The following is a 14,346-nucleotide window of genomic DNA, read 5'->3' as shown; positions in this document are numbered from 1 at the left end:
TCCACACGCCGCCCACCCATCACCCCGTCGCCCCGCACGCTCTGGAGCACCTCCGTCAGCCCTTCCGCCAGACTGGGCGCCGTCCGCGCAAAGGGCCGAGGCTCGACCCCCAGCGCGGTCCCCAGCACGACTCCTGTCTCTTCCAACCCGAGTGACTTCGCCGCCCCTGGTCGCGCGAGCACGACAAAGCCCGCGGCCTCGCCAGGAATCCGTCCGTCCGGGTTCTGCCGCCCCAGATGGAGCCGTGCCTTCGAGAGCCCCTCCAGAGATACCGCATCCCCCAACGAGTCCACCGCCCCCACCAGGGCGACTGCCCCGGCTCGACCGGACTGCAGGTCTCTCGTGGCCGTGGCCAGCGCCTCGAAGAAGGCCGCTCTTCCTCCTTCGTGAACTTTCACCAACTCCAGTCGCCCATCAGCTTCCGCCAGCAACGCGGACACCAGTGCCTCCCGCTTTACCTCCGCCCCCAACCCAGGCTCCGGGAGCCCGAGATACACAGGCACACGTCCTCTCGGTGGCAATCGCTCCAGCACGGGCCGCACCCCGACCAGGGCCTGTCGCGCCAACGCGGACATGCGCTCTGTCCGTGTCATCGCCGCGTCCAGGAGACTCAGCCGAGACGCCCTCACCGGTTCACCCAGGTCGTCCTCGACTTGCGTCTCCGCGAAGCGCACGAGGCCCGCTCGCAGTGACGCGAGCGTCAGGTGTGTCGTCGTCCCGATGGGCGTACACAACCCCAGCCCCACCACCCTCGCTCCGCTCATGACACGTCCTCCCACGACTCCAGCAGGCGCACCGTGCTCACCTCATGTGTCGCCAACCTCCGATGCGCCGGAAACGTCGCCCGCCAGGTGAGCACCACCCGGCGCTCCTCGGGTTCCAACCGCACCTCGTCCAATGTCATGCGGCGCTTCTCCCGTTGCCCCGCGAACATGCAGCGCGCCATCAACCTGTACTCGGGCAGATGGAACGCCAGCGGTCCGTCCGGCGACACTCCTTCCAGCACCACGGGTTCACCTCCTCGCAAGTGAGATGAGGCGCGCATCGTCTCGGGCGCCACCTGGAAGAAGCGCTCGTCGAAGTCCGCGGGCCACAGGGGCGCTCGCTTCTCCACCCATGAAGAGTCGTAGGTCCCTGCCCAACCCACTCGTGGCTGCCAGTGCCGAGCCACCGGTCCAAAGCCACATGGAGGCGGTCTGTCCGACCACCCGCGCACCGGTGCCTCCGGCGTCTCGATGGATGGCAACGGCTGCTCCAGCGCCTCTTTCGCGCTCGTGTAGAACCCGCGTCCCACCGGATTGCGCGGCTCGTACCCAGACGCTCGTGTGCCTCCGAAGCTGTACTCGTACCGCAGCGGCAGGGACTCGAACGGCAGCGGGGCCGAGGCGCTCAGCCCGACCAACCCCCGATACCAGACGCGCGTGCCCCAGACCTGTGCCCGCTTCTCCACGGGCCCCACGCGTACTCGCACTTGAGTCCCCGTCACCTTGCGGCCGCGTGGTGCCCACGCTCGCCCGTCCAACAACACGTCCGTCGCACGCCGCGCATAGGACGACGGTGCTTCATGACGGAGGCTCGATGTCTCCGGTGGTCCCCAGTACGCGTCCATCCTCGGTGGCGCGGATTGGATATCGCTCAACGCCAACGGAGCCACCGAGGCTCGTCCAGGCGCGGGGAGGGTGAAGCTGCCAGCCACGATGAGGATGAGGCCGTCCTCTCCTTCCTTTGTCTGCGTCAGGAAATCAGTGGCTGCGAACGGAGTGAGGTTCTCGAGCGCGGGCATGGTGTGAGTCCTCGGCGCGCTCAGCGAAGCGTGGAAACAAGGGGCCCGCTTCCCAGCACCAGTCTCGCCCCTCGGGCCCGCGCGAGGGCTTCGCGCTGGCGATGGGTGAAGGCTCGGGTGGGAATGACGTGCTGCCCGCGCGTGCGGATGGCCAGCTCGCGTGCCAGCACGTGCCGACGTCGCATCGAGCTCGACTCCAGGGCCTCCATCAGCACCACCCCGCTGAAGGGCTGCCCCAGCAGATAGCGCTGTCCCTCCACGAAGCGACTGCGTGACTCCGCCCACCAACCCCGGACCGCCGACACGTTCGGCCACGGCAAATCATCCTCGGGGCGCACCGTGAGATCCGCTTCGGGGTCCTCGGACTCGTCGGATTCCTCTTCCTCGAGCAGTGCGTACGGCCCCTCCAACTGGAGTCCCGTCATGGCCGAGAACGCCTCTCCCGCGAGCCGGGCCACTCCGCGCACGTTGAGCAACTCCGCACAGAAGTCCATCGCCGCGAGCCGCCCGCTGAACCCCAGCGCCCACACGACTTCGGGACGTAGCTCGTCGTCCTTCGCCAGTCCCACCAGAAAGTCCGTGTCCTCTTCACCGCCCCCTATCGCGAGCAGCACCATGGCTTCCGGTGTGAGCGCCCGTGCCTCTCTTCCACACGCCTCCCACGCCAGACGCAGCCCCGCGGTCAGCCCTGCCTCCACGGCCGCCAGCCGGATGTCGGGATGCGCGGAGGCGAGCAGTGCGGGCAACATCCGCCGCGCAAGCTCCTCGGGCAGTGGCCTTGCTCCCTGGAGTGCGGCGATTCGCGCCCTCGGTTCGTCATGCGGGAAGTACCGCGCGAGCACGTCGGGCGACGTGCCTTGTCTGCCGGCCAGCGCCTCCAACACGCGAGCCTGAAGGTCCACATCGCCCAGCTTCAACAGTGACTCGAGCGCCGTGCTCACCCCCGCGACCTCGCTGACTTCCAGGGCGCGGCACATGGCGGCACGGAGCTCGACCTCCGACCCACGCAGTCGCGACAACACTTCGTCCACGGCGCCCTGACTCAGCAGCACATGGGTGGCGACGGAGACGCGAGCCGCTTCCTCCGAGTCGAACGCCGGCCGCACCACGGCCTCGAGTGCTTCCTGCTCCGCCAGTCCCTCCAGATGACCCAGCAGGCGTTCCTCCCGCTCCGCTGTCGCCAATAGCGTCGCATCAGGAGCCACGAGGGCCTGCTCCCATTGCTCCCACCGGAAAGAGGCCTCATCGAGGTGCTCTTCCCAGACATCCACCAACATCATTGATGCCTCCCCCCAGCCAAGCACCCAAATCCTGGCGTTGCGCTCTGACATCGAGTGCGGACCTGGATGCGTCCACACGGGTCGCCAGGACACGGTTGTGCCCTTATAGGTTGTTTGAAGTGAGGGTGACTTGTGAAGTAGTCAGGACTTGAGGTCGCGTGGTCCACGTGTCCGGAAGGGTGCTTCTGTCCACTCGTGAGCGAATGCGGGCTCACGGTCGACGCGAGCCCCGGAGGCTCCGGTTTCAATTCGCTGGCCAATCACGAGGGGACACGGTCGACGTGTCTTCCCCTCTGTCACCCACGCCGCGAGCCAGGGACACACACGTCGCCCGTTACACGCCTTGTCCGCGAGACAGGACGGTCGGCCCGTGACGCGGACCGGTGGGCCCGGCGAACACAGTGGATGCCGGGGCCTACACCGTGTCGATGAAGTGGTAGGCCGAGCCGCGTCCAGGCAGCTCACGCACCACGAAGCCACGACGTTCGAGCACGCGGCGCAGCTTGAGGTTGGGCCTGGCGCAATGCACCGCGTGGACAATCCACTCGACCTGGGTCAACCCGCGCGCGCTCGCCAGCTGACGCGCCAGTCGCCACAGGGCGAGCAGAATCCCCTCGCCACCACGGTCGACCTGGGCGAGCTCCACCTCGAGTCGGTCCGGAAGGCGCCGGAAGCGGCCCAGCAACTCGCCGCTGCCCACCCGGAGGATCAACGCTTCGCCGGTGAACGCGAAGGCCTCGAGCTCCTCCGCAGGCATCCGCAGCAGCTCGTCGGCGGAGTAGCCCTCGATGAGAAGAGTGGGGACGTTGGTCGCCATCGCCCGCCCTGCGTAGCACAGCCCCCCTGGCGCCGCCTGCCTCGACTCGGGAGGGGGACGGGTTGGGAAGCATGAGTCGCGCGCGATTCGGTGAACAGCCCCAGGCTCCGCCTGCCTCGACTCGGGAGGCAGACGAGCCGGGAAGCATGAGTCGCGCGCGATTCGGTGAACAGTCCCAGGCTCCGCCTGTCTCGACTTGGGAGGTGGGCGGGCCGGGAAGCGTGAGTCGCGCGCGATTCGGTGAACAGTCCCAGGCTCCGCCTGTCTCGGCTTGGGAGACAGGCGGGCCGGGAAGCATGAGTCGCGCGCGATTCGGTGAACAGTCCCAGGCTCCGCCTGTCTCGGCTTGGGAGACAGGCGGGCCTGAAGGCATGGACCGTGCGCTACTCGGTGAACAGCTCGCCGGACGAGTACAGCTCCGGCTCCTCCTGGCTGGAGCCTCCCACGACGAGCACCTTGCCGTTGGTCAGCAGCGTGGCCGTATGTCCCTGCGTGGGCGTGTCATTGCCCACGACGGACAGCTGCCACGTGGCCGGGTTGAACATCTCCGTGGTGCCGCCAATCTGGTTGCGCGTGCCGCGCGCGACGAGCACCTTGCCCGACGGAAGCAGCGTCATCGAGTGGTTCCGCCGCCGCTCCTCGGTGGCGTACGAGACGTACTCCCACTCGTTGTCCTCCGGCCAGAACAGCCACGCGCCGCTCGCGTACTGCCCCGTCTCCTGCCCCGTGGCCAGCACCGCGCCCTGATTCAACAGGAGCGCTGCGTGCCCATAGAACGCCGGCGGGTCCGACGCCCGGCTCCACGCCCCCGCGCTCACGTCGTACACCTCCGCCGCGCCAGTGACGCCGTCGTCATTGATGACCAGCACGTCGCCCGAAGGCAGCAGCGTGGCGCTGACCTTCCCCGCGACGACCGACGTGGAGCCCGTCGCCGTCCACGTCCCCGTCGCCGGGTCGTACAGCTCCGCGCTCTTCAGCGCCGCCGGCCCGAAGCCGCCGAACACCAGCACCTTGCCCGATGCCAGCAGCACCGCCTGATGGGCCCTGCGCGCCGTGCCCAGGCTGCCCGTGGCGCTCCACGTGTTCGTGGTGGGGTTGTAGAGCTCCGCGCTCGCCAACGTTCCCGCGCCCAGTCCACCGACGACGAGCACCTGGCCCGATGCCAGCAACGTGGCCGTGTGGTGTGCTCGCGTCTGGCTCATCGCAGCCGCCGCGCTCCACGTGTTGGTGGCCGTGTCATACGTCTCGGTCGACGCCGTCACCGTGCCCCAGCCATTGCCGCCCGTGACGAGCACCTTGCCCGACGGCAGTCGCGTCGCCGTGTGAAACGCGCGAATCTGACTCATCGACGCCGCTTGAGACCAGGGTGAAAGCAACGCCGTGCGCGTCTCGGCGCGCGGCGCTTCCGCGAACGCCGTGGAGGCTCCGGCCACCGTCGCCAGTGCTCCACACAATCCCAGGCTGAGCCACGTCTTCGCTGTGGTTACTCGTGTCATCCGTTCCTCGTGGTGATGGGGTGAGGTCCGCATTGTGACGAGAGGGGCCGACGCTCCGCCCGACCTTCCTCGTCAACATCGCGTGACGACGCGACTTAACAGCCACCGGATTGCACTGGAAATACAGTCTCTGGTCCCAGTCCTGGGACTGCGTGCTCCTTCTCTCCCCGCTGGTCCTACACGGGCCCCCATGGCAGCCTGCGGCGGGTGACGGAGCCTCTGTTTGATGACCTGCTGGGCCTCGCGTGCTTCGCGCGCGTGGTGGAGCACCGCTCGTTCACCCGGGCAGCGGCCGTGCTCGGTGTGTCGAAGTCCGTGGTGAGCGCGCGCGTCTCACGGCTGGAGTCCCGGGTGGGGCAGCGGTTGCTCATCCGCACCACCCGCAAGCTCTCCGTCACCGACGCGGGCCTGGGTGTGTACGCCCATTGCTCGAAACTGCTTCAGGAGGCGAGCGCCGCCACGCGCGGGGCCTCGGACGTGGGCCGAGGCACGCTGCGCATCAACGCGCCCATCAGCTTCGCGCAGATGTACCTCGCCGGCCCGCTGGCCCGTTTCCTCGCCGCGCATCCGGGCACGTCGGTGGAGGTCATGCTGAGCGACAGGCTCGTCGACCTCGTCGAGGACCGGGTGGATGTCGCCCTGCGAATCACGCGCTTGCGCGACTCCAGTCTCGTGGCGCGGAAGCTCGCCACCACCGCGCTGTGCGTCTGCGCTTCACCTGCCTACCTGAAGCGCCGGGGCACCCCCGAGCATCCCGAGGACCTGCTGCGCCACGACTGTCTGCGCTACCTGCACCTGCGCGCCGAGGACGAGTGGCGCTTCTACGGCCCCAAGGGACGCATCCCCGTGCCCGTCCCCGTGTCGGGCCCGCTGTCCGCCGCCAACGGGACGCTGCTGCGCGAGGCCGTGGCTCACGGTATCGGTCTCGCCGTGCTGCCTCGCTTCATGGTGGACGAGGACCTGCGCTCCGGCCGGCTCGTCACCGTCCTGGACCGCTTCGCTCCCAGGCCCGTCGGCATCCACGCCGTCCACGCGGCGGGCCGCTCCCCTCCACCGCTCGTCAGAGCCCTGCTTGACGTGTTGGCCTCCGAGTTCCGCTCCGCTCGCTGGGAGTGAGCTTGACCTGGGTGTGGACCTTGACGCGCTGGCCTCCGAGTTCCGCTCCTCTCGTTGGGACTGAACTCGACCAGCGCGTGGACCTCGACGCGCTGGCCTCCGAGTTCCGCTCCTCTCATTGGGACTGAAGTCGAACCCGCGCGCGAACCTCGACGCGCTGGCCTCCGAGTTCCGCTTCGCCCGCAGGGAGTGAGCGCGACCCGCGCGTGGACCTCGACGCGCTGGCCTCCGAGTTCCGCTCCTCTCATTGGGACTGAAGTCGAACCCGCGCGGATATCGACGCGCTGACTTCCGAGTTCTGCTCCTCCCGCTGGGACTGAAGTCGACCCCTCGCGCGGATGTCGACGCGCTGACTTCCGAGTTCTGCTCCTCCCGCTGGGACTGAAGTCGACCCCGGCGCGGATATCGACGCGCTGGCCTCCGAGTTTCGCTCCTCCCGCTGGGACTGAAGTCGAACCGCGCGCGAACCTCGACGCGCTGGCCTCCGAGTTCCGCTCCGCCCGCAGGGATTGAGCGCGCCCCGCGCTTGGACCTCGACGCGCCGCCTCCTGGTTCCGCTCCGCTCGTTGAAGCTGAACTCCCCCCGCGCAGATTGTCCTGCCACCAGAACAATTCGTTCGCGAGGCTGACCTTCCGCCGCGCCCGCGAGGCGCGCATTTCATGCGGCGTACCTCCACCACTCCAGGAGCCGCCTTCATGCGTCGCAGCGATTCGCTTCCTTCCTCTTCCGAACTGGCCGCCACCGTGCTCCGCGTGGCACTGGGCGCCGTCTTCCTCGCGCACGCGGGAGCCAAGGCGTTCATCTTCACGCTCGACGGCACCGCCCGCTTCTTCGAGGCCCATGGCTTCCCTGGCTGGACGGCCGGGCCCGTGTTCGCGGCGGAGCTGCTCGGCGGCCTCGCGTTGCTCGCGGGGTTTCGCGTCCGATGGGTGGCGCTCGCGCTGCTCCCGGTGATGCTCGGCGCGCTCAAGTCTCACCTCTCCCTGGGTTGGATGTTCACCAACGAGGGCGGAGGCTGGGAGTACGTCGCGTTCCTCATCCTGTCGCTCATCGCCCAGGCCCTGCTGGGCAATGGTGCGTTCGCGGTGGACGGCCTCCTGTCGCGCAAGAGCGCCGCTCAGGGCTCGGCCGCCCAGACCTCGACTTCGTGAGCCCGCGCCCTCGCGAGCCCGTCGCCGATGACGACGGAGTAGGGCGGTCTCGCGGGCTCCAGGGCGCGTACCTCGGCGGGGAGTCGGGCCAGCTCCCGCCGCGCGTGCTGGCGGACCTCCTCCAGCGATGGTGTGGCTCCGGGCAGGCGCTGCCCCGCTCGCATCACCGGACGCAGCAGGGGATGTCCACGCGCGACGTCTCCGCGCCGCACGAGCAGGTCCCTTCTCGCCACGCCGTCCTCCTCCTGGCGATACACCTGCTTCGCCCCAGGCAGCAGCACCTTGCCCGCGGACAGCTTCACGCGGCCCTTGCCCGCGTACTCCACCAGCTTGTAGGCCATGTCCAGTGAGGGCGCGTCCGCGGACACCCCCATCGCCGTGCCCACGCCGAACCCATCCAGTGGCGCACCCCGCGCGAGCAGGCCCGCCACCGCGTCCTCATCCAGCCCACCACTTCCAATCAGCCGCACGCGCTCCAGACCCGCTTCATCCAACAGCTCGCGCGCCGCCAGCGACAACGCCAGCAGGTCGCCCGAGTCCAGGCGCAACGCCCGCACGCGGAAGTCCTCGCCCAGCTCCCTCGCCAGTCGAATCGCGTGCTGCACGCCGCGCAGCGTGTCGTAGGTGTCCACCAACAGGGTCGCGTCGGGATAGACGCGGGTGAAGGCTCGGAAGGCCTCCAGCTCGTCCTCATGCGATTGCACGTAGCTGTGCGCCATCGTGCCCGACAGCGGAATCCCATACCGCCTTCCCGCGAGCACGTTGGACGTGGAGTCCACACCCGCCAGGTACGTCGCGCGAGCGACCTTCATCCCCGCATCCGTTCCGTGGATGCGCCGCAGCCCGAACTCCATCACCGGGCGTCCCGCCGCCGCCGTCACCACGCGCGACGCCTTGGAGGCCGCGAGCGTCTGGAGGTGCACCTGGTTGAGCAGGTACGTCTCCACCAACTGGGCCTCCGGCAGCGGCGCGCGCACTTCCAGCAACGGCTCCTGGCCGAAGACCGGAGTGCCTTCAGGCATCGCGTCCACATCGCCACTGAAACGGAAGCGCTCCAGCCACCCGAGCAGCCGGTCCGAGAAGCGCCCCTGTGACGCCAACCACTCCAGGTCCTCCGCGCGGAAGCGCAGGTGCTCCAGCGTGTCGAGCACGTCCTCCAGGCCCGCCGCCAGCAGGTAGTTGCGCCTCGCCGGAAGCCCACGCACGAAGAGGCTGAAGACCGCCTCGTCCCACTGGCCCTCGGCGAGATACGCCTCCGTCATCGTGAGCTGGTAGAGGTCCGTCAGCAGCGCGGCCTCGGGCTCCATGGCTGGTCTCCTCCTTCCGCGAGCGCGCTGTGCGCGGGACTCAGGCCGTGGCCCCCGTGCCCGGCGGGCCCGCCGTGGCGCTCGATACCCACTGCTCCATCTCCGGCCTGGGCAACACGCCACTGCGCCGCGCCACCTCGCGCCCACCGGAGAAGACGATGAAGGTCGGGATGCCTTGCACGCCGAGGGCGCTCGCGGGACGCGGGTGCTGCTCCGTGTTCAGCTTGAGCACCAGCAGCTGTCCCGCCTTCGCGCGGCCCACCTCATCCAGGATGGGGCCCGCCACGCGACAGGGCGCGCACCACGGCGCCCACAGGTCCAGGAGGATGGGCACGGGAGAGCCGAGCACGGCGCGGTCCAGGCCCTCACCATCCACCTCCTGCGGCGCGCCCGACAGGTCCAGCGCCTTGTGGCAGCGACCACACTCCGGTGCCCCGGAAGGACGGGGCTCTCGTACGCGATTGAACGCACCACAGGCTGCACATCGGAACATGACGCCTCCTCGGAGCCTCTCGTTCGAAAAGGTAGGCCGTGTCGGCTCCGGACGCGGCTCGCGCGACGTGCTTCTAACGGCGCACCCGCCTGGTCGCCAGCTCCTGGGGCATCCGTGGCTTTTGCGCTCACCCCAGGACGTGTGCAGCTTTTGCGCGGTCCCTCCGCCTCGCTCACCCGAGGGCGTGCGTGGTGTGCGCGTTGCAATGGCAACCGACCGGACGCGGCGGGCACACGGCCTGTCGGCGGGAGAGCAGGCATGCGGCTGGCCGTCTTCGACACCCATCGCTATGACCGGAGCGCGTTGGAGGACGCCAACGCGGAGTTCGGCCATTCGCTGACGTTCCTGGAGCCTCGGCTGACGCTCCAGACGGCGCGCCTGGCGGAGGGCTTCCATGCGGTGTGCTCGTTCGTCAACGACCGCCTGGATGCGCCCACGCTGGAGGTGCTGCGAGCGGGCGGCGTGCGCCTCGTGGCCACGCGCTCCGCGGGCTACAACCACATCGACCTGGAAGCCGCGCGGCGGCTGGACGTGCGGGTGACTCGCGTGCCGGAGTACTCGCCGCACGCGGTGGCCGAACATGCCGTGACGCTGGTGCTCTCCCTCAACCGCCACATCCCCCGGGCCTTCGCGCGCGTGCGCGACTGGAACTTCTCGCTGGATGGGCTGGTGGGCTTCGACCTCGCGGGCAAGACGGTGGGCGTGGTGGGCACGGGCCGTATCGGCCGCGTGGCCGCGCGCATCTTCCGGGGCTTCGGCTGCGACATCGTCTGCTTCGACGCCGCGCCCGATGAGGAGTTCGCCCGGGACGTGGGCGCGCGCTACGTGTCGCTGGAGGAGCTGTACTCGGCCTCCGATGTCATCTCGCTCCACGTGCCGCTCACGCCGGGCACGCGGCACATGGTCGACGCGAAGGCGCTGACGCGGATGAAGCGCGGCGTGGTGCTCGTCAACACGGGCCGGGGCGCGCTCATCGACAGCCGCGCGCTCATCGACGCGCTCAAGTCCGGCCACATCGGCGCGGCGGGCCTGGACGTGTACGAGGAGGAAGAAGGCATCTTCTTCCAGGACCTCTCCGGCCAGGTGCTCCAGGACGACGTGCTGGCGCGCCTGCTCACCTTTCCCAATGTCCTCGTGACGTCGCACCAGGCCTTCCTCACGCGGGAGGCGCTGGTCAGCATCGCCCGCACCACGCTTTCGAGCGTCCGGGCCTTCGAGCATGGCGAGCCCCTGGTGCACGAGGTGCGCGTCGAGCAGGTGCGGCCCGCCTGAGGATGAAGGCGGAGCGCATGAGCAGGGCGGATGGGCATGACGCCCGTCCGACAGGGCTCCCGAGGGAGCCGCCGAGCCGTGTCCGACTCGGGGAGGAACCACGCATGTCCATCGTCTGCGCCACCAACTTCTCCGACGCCGCGCGCCGCGCCAGTGACCTCGCCGCCGAGCTGGCTCGGAAGGCGGACGTGCCGCTGTACCTGGTGCACGTGCTCAATCCCAACTCCGCGCGCGCCTTCGGCAAGGCGCTGCTCCAGGCGGCCGAGGCCGCGCTGGGAGATGAGGTCCGCCGACTGACGAAGTCAGGCGCCCGGGTGGAGCAGGAGCTGCGCACCGGCGAGGCGTCGGCGGAGGTGGCGGAGGTGGCTCGCCAGCGCGCGGCCACGCTGGTGGTGACGGCGCCCCCGACGCAGGAAGCACCGTTCCTGGGCGTCGGCGGGACGGTGGACCGGCTGGCGCAGTCGCTGGAGGTGCCGCTGCTGGCGGTCCGCGACGCGGAGGTGATGGAGGCGTGGGTCCAGGGCAGGCGCGCCCTGCGCGTGGTGCTCGGCGTGGACCGCTCGATTCCCTTCGAGGCCGCGCGGGAGTGGGTGCGCGGGCTGCGCGCGTGGGGCACGGTGGAGGTGGTGGGCGCGCGCGTGGTGTGGCCGGATGAGGAGTACCGGCGCCTGGGGTTGTCGCGTCCGCTGGAACTCGCGGAGATGACGCCGGAGCTGCGCGCGGTGCTGGACAGGGAGACCGAGGCGTTGATGGCGCCGCTGGCCTCGGGAGGCGCGCCGCCGCGCACCGTGCTGGAGCCCTCGCTGGGGCGCATCGCCGACCACCTGGTGGAGCTGGCCGAGCGGGAGCGCGCGGACCTGCTGGTGGTGGGGACACATCACCGGCGTGCGCTCGGGAAGATGTGGAGCGTGTCGCATCATGCGCTTCGGCTGGCGCGAATCTCCGTGGCGTGTGTGTCCTCGCGCGCGGTGCCGACGGGCGTGGACGCGCCGCTGCCCTCGTTCCGCGACGTGCTGGTGGCCACCGACTTCTCGGAGACGGGCAACCGCGCGGTGGCGCACGCCTTCGGCCTGGTGGCTCCGGGTGGCACGGTGCATCTGCTCCACGTCGCGGAGGCGGGACAGTCGGTGGAGACCGAGAGGCGGCGACTGGAGGCGCTGGTGCCTCGCGAGGCCGAGGCCACGGGACGTCACGCGCGGGTGGAGGTCGTCACCGGGAGCAAGGACGTGGTGACGGCGCTGGCCCAGGCGGCGGAGCGGCTCTGCGTGGACGCGCTCGTGCTCGGGACGCATGGGCGCACGGGGCTGAAGCGCGCGGTGCTCGGCTCGGTGACGCAGGCCGTCCTCGCTCGCACCGAGCGGCCCGTGCTGCTGGTGCGCCCACCCACGGTGTGAGGGGCCGCGCGTGTGACGGCCTCAAACACATGTCACGATAGAGGCGCTGGAGGGCATGAAGGGCCCCGGTGTCATCACGAGCGCTTCACAGTCGCGCCCGAGGAGCCCAGACTCCGGCGACGCAGCTCCAGAAGCCTCTGACTCAAGGCGAATGAGGTCGTAGGGATGTCCACGATGCCGACTCGATACTTCAGGCTCAACGAAGCCGTGCAGGCCGGTCATTGGTCCCTGGGAGCCCTGATGGACGGACAGGGACAGGAACTGGAGGACACGACGGAGTTCACCTCGGGCCGGCCCGTTGTCCATGCCCCTGCCACCCTGAAGCTTCGTGTTCGAGAGCAGGGGCGTCGGCGTGACTTCAACATGGTGGGCGCCGGCAGGACTCCCGTGGTCCACCTCAGGATGTCGAGTCTCTTCGCGGAGTATGCCCCCCAGGAAGTTCAGCTGCTGCCCGTGAACGTCAAGGGCGGCTCAGGTGAGTACCATGTCCTCGTGGCCACGAGGCTCATCCGGTGCATCGATGACAAGGCCTCGAAGGAGATACAGGTCTGGAAACCAGAGGACGCGCGACCGGACAAGGCTGACCACTACCGCGGCGTCATCGGGATGCGGATTGACCCGATGAAGGTCGGAGGCTTCCAGGTGTTTCGCACCTGGGGTTGGTCCGAGGCGCTCATCGTCTCGGAGCACATCAAGTTGGTCCTGGAGCGCGCCAGGGTGACGGGAGCGGACTTCGAGGAAGTCTAAGGTGTCCAGTTCCGTAATGTGCCCGGGTCACCTGAAACAGCGCCGCCCCGGGTGTCCGCGCGGAGTGTTGACCCGTCGGTATCCCGGGCGTCCAGTGCTTTGGCGGGCCGCCAATGCATTGGAGTCGTGCCCCTTTCGCGGGTAGGAGGGTGATAGTTCTCCGCATCCCTTTACCCTGGAAAGGACCCGACTCATGGCCTTCACGCTGCCTGAACTTCCGTACCGCAAGGACGCGCTCGCCCCTCACATCAGCGAGGAGACGCTGGAGTACCACTACGGCAAGCACCACCAGGCGTACGTGACGAACCTGAACAAGCTGCTCGCCGGCAAGCCCGAGGAGAGCAAGTCCCTGGAGGAGGTCATCCTCTCCAGCGATGGCGGCGTGTTCAACAACGCGGCCCAGGTCTGGAACCACACGTTCTACTGGCACTGCATGAAGCCGAGCGGTGGAGGCCTGCCGACGGGTGACCTCGCCGCGGCCATCACCCGCGACTTCGGCTCCTTCGAGAAGTTCAAGGAGGAGTTCTCCCAGGCCGCCGCGACGCAGTTCGGCTCCGGCTGGGCGTGGCTGGTGCTGGACAAGGAAAAGCTCGCCATCACCAAGACGGGCAACGCGGACCTGCCGATGAAGCACGGCCAGAAGGCGCTGCTCACCATCGACGTGTGGGAGCACGCGTACTACATCGACTTCCGCAACCAGCGGCCCAAGTACATCGAGACCTTCCTCACGCACCTGGTCAACTGGGACTTCGTCGCCCAGAACCTCAAGGCGCGCTGATTCCACACCCAGCGCCGCTTCATCGAGCACCGTGAAGCGGCTCTGGATGCGTGTTGGGACGGGTGTCGTCAGAAGGCGATGCCCGTCTGGATTTGCGGCGAGAAGCTGAAGCCCCCGTCGCCCGGTGCTCCGGTGACGAAGAAGGGCAGGTCCAGCTCCACGAACCACTTCAGGTGCTCGGTGATGGGGAAGCCCTTGATGATGATGGGCACCACGCCCATGTTGAACGGCACGCCCGCGCCCACCTGCATGGCGAGCCGCAGGCCGCCCTTGAACTGCCCGAAGTCGTAGATGACGCCCGGGTCCAGCACGATGCTGGTGCTGACGCTCGCGGGCCTGCCGCCATCCTCGAACCGCCAGCGACTGTAGGCGATGAACTCGAAGTCGAGCGCCCAGCGCTCGTTCAGGTGCAGGGTGATGCCCGGCGCCAGACCCAGGTCGAAGAAGTCCCCGAAGATGACGGAGGTGTCCTCGTCGGTGACGCTCAGGAAGGGAATCACCGCGGCGACGTGCCCGCCCACGCGAGGCCCCATCATCGCCGCCGCACCCGAGCCACCGGTGCCAGCCGCCTCCCCCTTCTTCTTCTTGTCGTGCTTCTCCTTGTGGTGATGGCCCAGGGCCAGGTCGCCCGCGTCCGCCTCCGCGCTCCCAGGAGCGAACGCCGCGAGCGCCGCGAAGAGCCCACCCACTCCGACCTTCCCCCTCCAACTC

14 protein-coding genes are annotated in these 14,346 nt (G+C 69.0%); 6 read left to right on the top strand and 8 right to left on the bottom strand.

Annotated elements, in window-relative coordinates:
• The 5 genes from HR086_RS36335 to HR086_RS36315 all read right to left on the bottom strand — a co-directional run.
• On the bottom strand, nt 1-764 hold a 764-nt coding region (locus HR086_RS36335), incomplete at its 3' end, for a 3-oxoacyl-ACP synthase (protein ID WP_174467912.1).
• On the bottom strand, nt 761-1,783 hold the full coding sequence (locus tag HR086_RS36330) for a DUF2169 domain-containing protein (RefSeq protein WP_174460581.1): 1,023 nt from the start codon (nt 1,781-1,783) through the stop codon (nt 761-763). The genes HR086_RS36335 and HR086_RS36330, both read right to left, overlap by 4 nt.
• A 20-nt stretch (nt 1,784-1,803) precedes the next feature.
• Entirely contained in the window at nt 1,804-3,063 is a 1,260-nt protein-coding gene (locus HR086_RS36325; RefSeq protein ID WP_174453731.1) for a TIGR02270 family protein, read from the bottom strand.
• A gap of 415 nt (nt 3,064-3,478) precedes the next feature.
• Entirely contained in the window at nt 3,479-3,880 is a 402-nt protein-coding gene (locus tag HR086_RS36320) for a hypothetical protein (RefSeq protein ID WP_141649378.1), read from the bottom strand.
• Between the two features lie 383 nt (nt 3,881-4,263).
• On the bottom strand, nt 4,264-5,376 hold the full coding sequence (locus HR086_RS36315) for a kelch repeat-containing protein (protein ID WP_174467911.1): 1,113 nt from the start codon (nt 5,374-5,376) through the stop codon (nt 4,264-4,266).
• 207 nt (nt 5,377-5,583) lie between these two features.
• Here HR086_RS36315 and HR086_RS36310 point away from each other — a divergent pair, with 207 nt between their 5' ends.
• Together HR086_RS36310 and HR086_RS36305 are read left to right on the top strand one after the other, a co-directional pair.
• The gene (locus HR086_RS36310) at nt 5,584-6,492 is read left to right on the top strand and encodes a LysR family transcriptional regulator (protein ID WP_174467910.1); all 909 of its coding nucleotides are present in this window, start codon (nt 5,584-5,586) and stop codon (nt 6,490-6,492) included.
• A gap of 696 nt (nt 6,493-7,188) precedes the next feature.
• The gene (locus HR086_RS36305) at nt 7,189-7,644 is read left to right on the top strand and encodes a DoxX family protein (RefSeq protein WP_141642583.1); all 456 of its coding nucleotides are present in this window, start codon (nt 7,189-7,191) and stop codon (nt 7,642-7,644) included.
• Here the strand turns inward: HR086_RS36305 and HR086_RS36300 are convergent.
• Together HR086_RS36300 and HR086_RS36295 are read right to left on the bottom strand one after the other, a co-directional pair.
• Nucleotides 7,611-8,951 carry a nicotinate phosphoribosyltransferase gene (locus HR086_RS36300; RefSeq protein ID WP_174467909.1) on the bottom strand — a complete coding sequence of 447 codons (1,341 nt, stop codon included), beginning with the start codon at nt 8,949-8,951 and terminating at the stop codon, nt 7,611-7,613. The two genes, HR086_RS36305 and HR086_RS36300, sit on opposite strands and share 34 nt — an antisense overlap.
• 40 nt (nt 8,952-8,991) lie before the next feature.
• Nucleotides 8,992-9,444, bottom strand: coding sequence for a co-chaperone YbbN (locus HR086_RS36295; RefSeq protein WP_174467908.1), 453 nt, complete (start codon nt 9,442-9,444; stop codon nt 8,992-8,994).
• 258 nt (nt 9,445-9,702) lie between these two features.
• On the opposite strand from HR086_RS36295, the gene HR086_RS36290 reads away from it, so the two are divergent.
• From HR086_RS36290 to HR086_RS36275, 4 genes are all read left to right on the top strand, one after another.
• A complete protein-coding gene (locus HR086_RS36290; protein WP_141642586.1) occupies nt 9,703-10,716 on the top strand; it encodes a 2-hydroxyacid dehydrogenase in 1,014 nt (337 codons plus the stop codon).
• A 104-nt stretch (nt 10,717-10,820) separates the two neighbouring features.
• Nucleotides 10,821-12,110: a universal stress protein gene (locus tag HR086_RS36285; protein WP_174453738.1), complete on the top strand. Its 1,290-nt coding sequence runs from the start codon at nt 10,821-10,823 to the stop codon at nt 12,108-12,110.
• Between the two features lie 174 nt (nt 12,111-12,284).
• On the top strand, nt 12,285-12,857 hold the full coding sequence (locus tag HR086_RS36280) for an imm11 family protein (RefSeq protein WP_174460585.1): 573 nt from the start codon (nt 12,285-12,287) through the stop codon (nt 12,855-12,857).
• 193 nt (nt 12,858-13,050) lie between these two features.
• Nucleotides 13,051-13,635: a superoxide dismutase gene (locus HR086_RS36275; RefSeq protein ID WP_174467907.1), complete on the top strand. Its 585-nt coding sequence runs from the start codon at nt 13,051-13,053 to the stop codon at nt 13,633-13,635.
• Nucleotides 13,636-13,703: 68 nt separating this feature from the next.
• Here HR086_RS36275 and HR086_RS36270 read toward each other — a convergent pair.
• Nucleotides 13,704-14,346: hypothetical protein (locus HR086_RS36270; protein WP_217442079.1), on the bottom strand; the 643-nt coding region annotated here is incomplete at its 5' end.

Origin of the sequence: Myxococcus sp. CA039A, from assembly GCF_013336645.1 — a bacterium.
GTDB lineage: Bacteria > Myxococcota > Myxococcia > Myxococcales > Myxococcaceae > Myxococcus > Myxococcus llanfairpwllgwyngyllgogerychwyrndrobwllllantysiliogogogochensis.
Note: the sequence above shows the minus strand (reverse complement) of the source record. Positions and strands in the feature narration are given on the sequence as shown.

What these genes read in the sequence shown, in the direction of transcription:
- HR086_RS36330 (WP_174460581.1), bottom strand. Translation starts at nt 1,783, where the DNA reads ATGCCCGCGCTCGAGAACCTCACTCCGTTCGCAGCCACTGATTTCCTG.
- HR086_RS36325 (WP_174453731.1), bottom strand. Translation starts at nt 3,063, where the DNA reads ATGATGTTGGTGGATGTCTGGGAAGAGCACCTCGATGAGGCCTCTTTC.
- HR086_RS36320 (WP_141649378.1), bottom strand. Translation starts at nt 3,880, where the DNA reads ATGGCGACCAACGTCCCCACTCTTCTCATCGAGGGCTACTCCGCCGAC.
- HR086_RS36315 (WP_174467911.1), bottom strand. Translation starts at nt 5,376, where the DNA reads ATGACACGAGTAACCACAGCGAAGACGTGGCTCAGCCTGGGATTGTGT.
- HR086_RS36305 (WP_141642583.1), top strand. Translation starts at nt 7,189, where the DNA reads ATGCGTCGCAGCGATTCGCTTCCTTCCTCTTCCGAACTGGCCGCCACC.
- HR086_RS36300 (WP_174467909.1), bottom strand. Translation starts at nt 8,951, where the DNA reads ATGGAGCCCGAGGCCGCGCTGCTGACGGACCTCTACCAGCTCACGATG.
- HR086_RS36295 (WP_174467908.1), bottom strand. Translation starts at nt 9,444, where the DNA reads ATGTTCCGATGTGCAGCCTGTGGTGCGTTCAATCGCGTACGAGAGCCC.
- HR086_RS36290 (WP_141642586.1), top strand. Translation starts at nt 9,703, where the DNA reads ATGCGGCTGGCCGTCTTCGACACCCATCGCTATGACCGGAGCGCGTTG.
- HR086_RS36285 (WP_174453738.1), top strand. Translation starts at nt 10,821, where the DNA reads ATGTCCATCGTCTGCGCCACCAACTTCTCCGACGCCGCGCGCCGCGCC.
- HR086_RS36280 (WP_174460585.1), top strand. Translation starts at nt 12,285, where the DNA reads ATGCCGACTCGATACTTCAGGCTCAACGAAGCCGTGCAGGCCGGTCAT.
- HR086_RS36275 (WP_174467907.1), top strand. Translation starts at nt 13,051, where the DNA reads ATGGCCTTCACGCTGCCTGAACTTCCGTACCGCAAGGACGCGCTCGCC.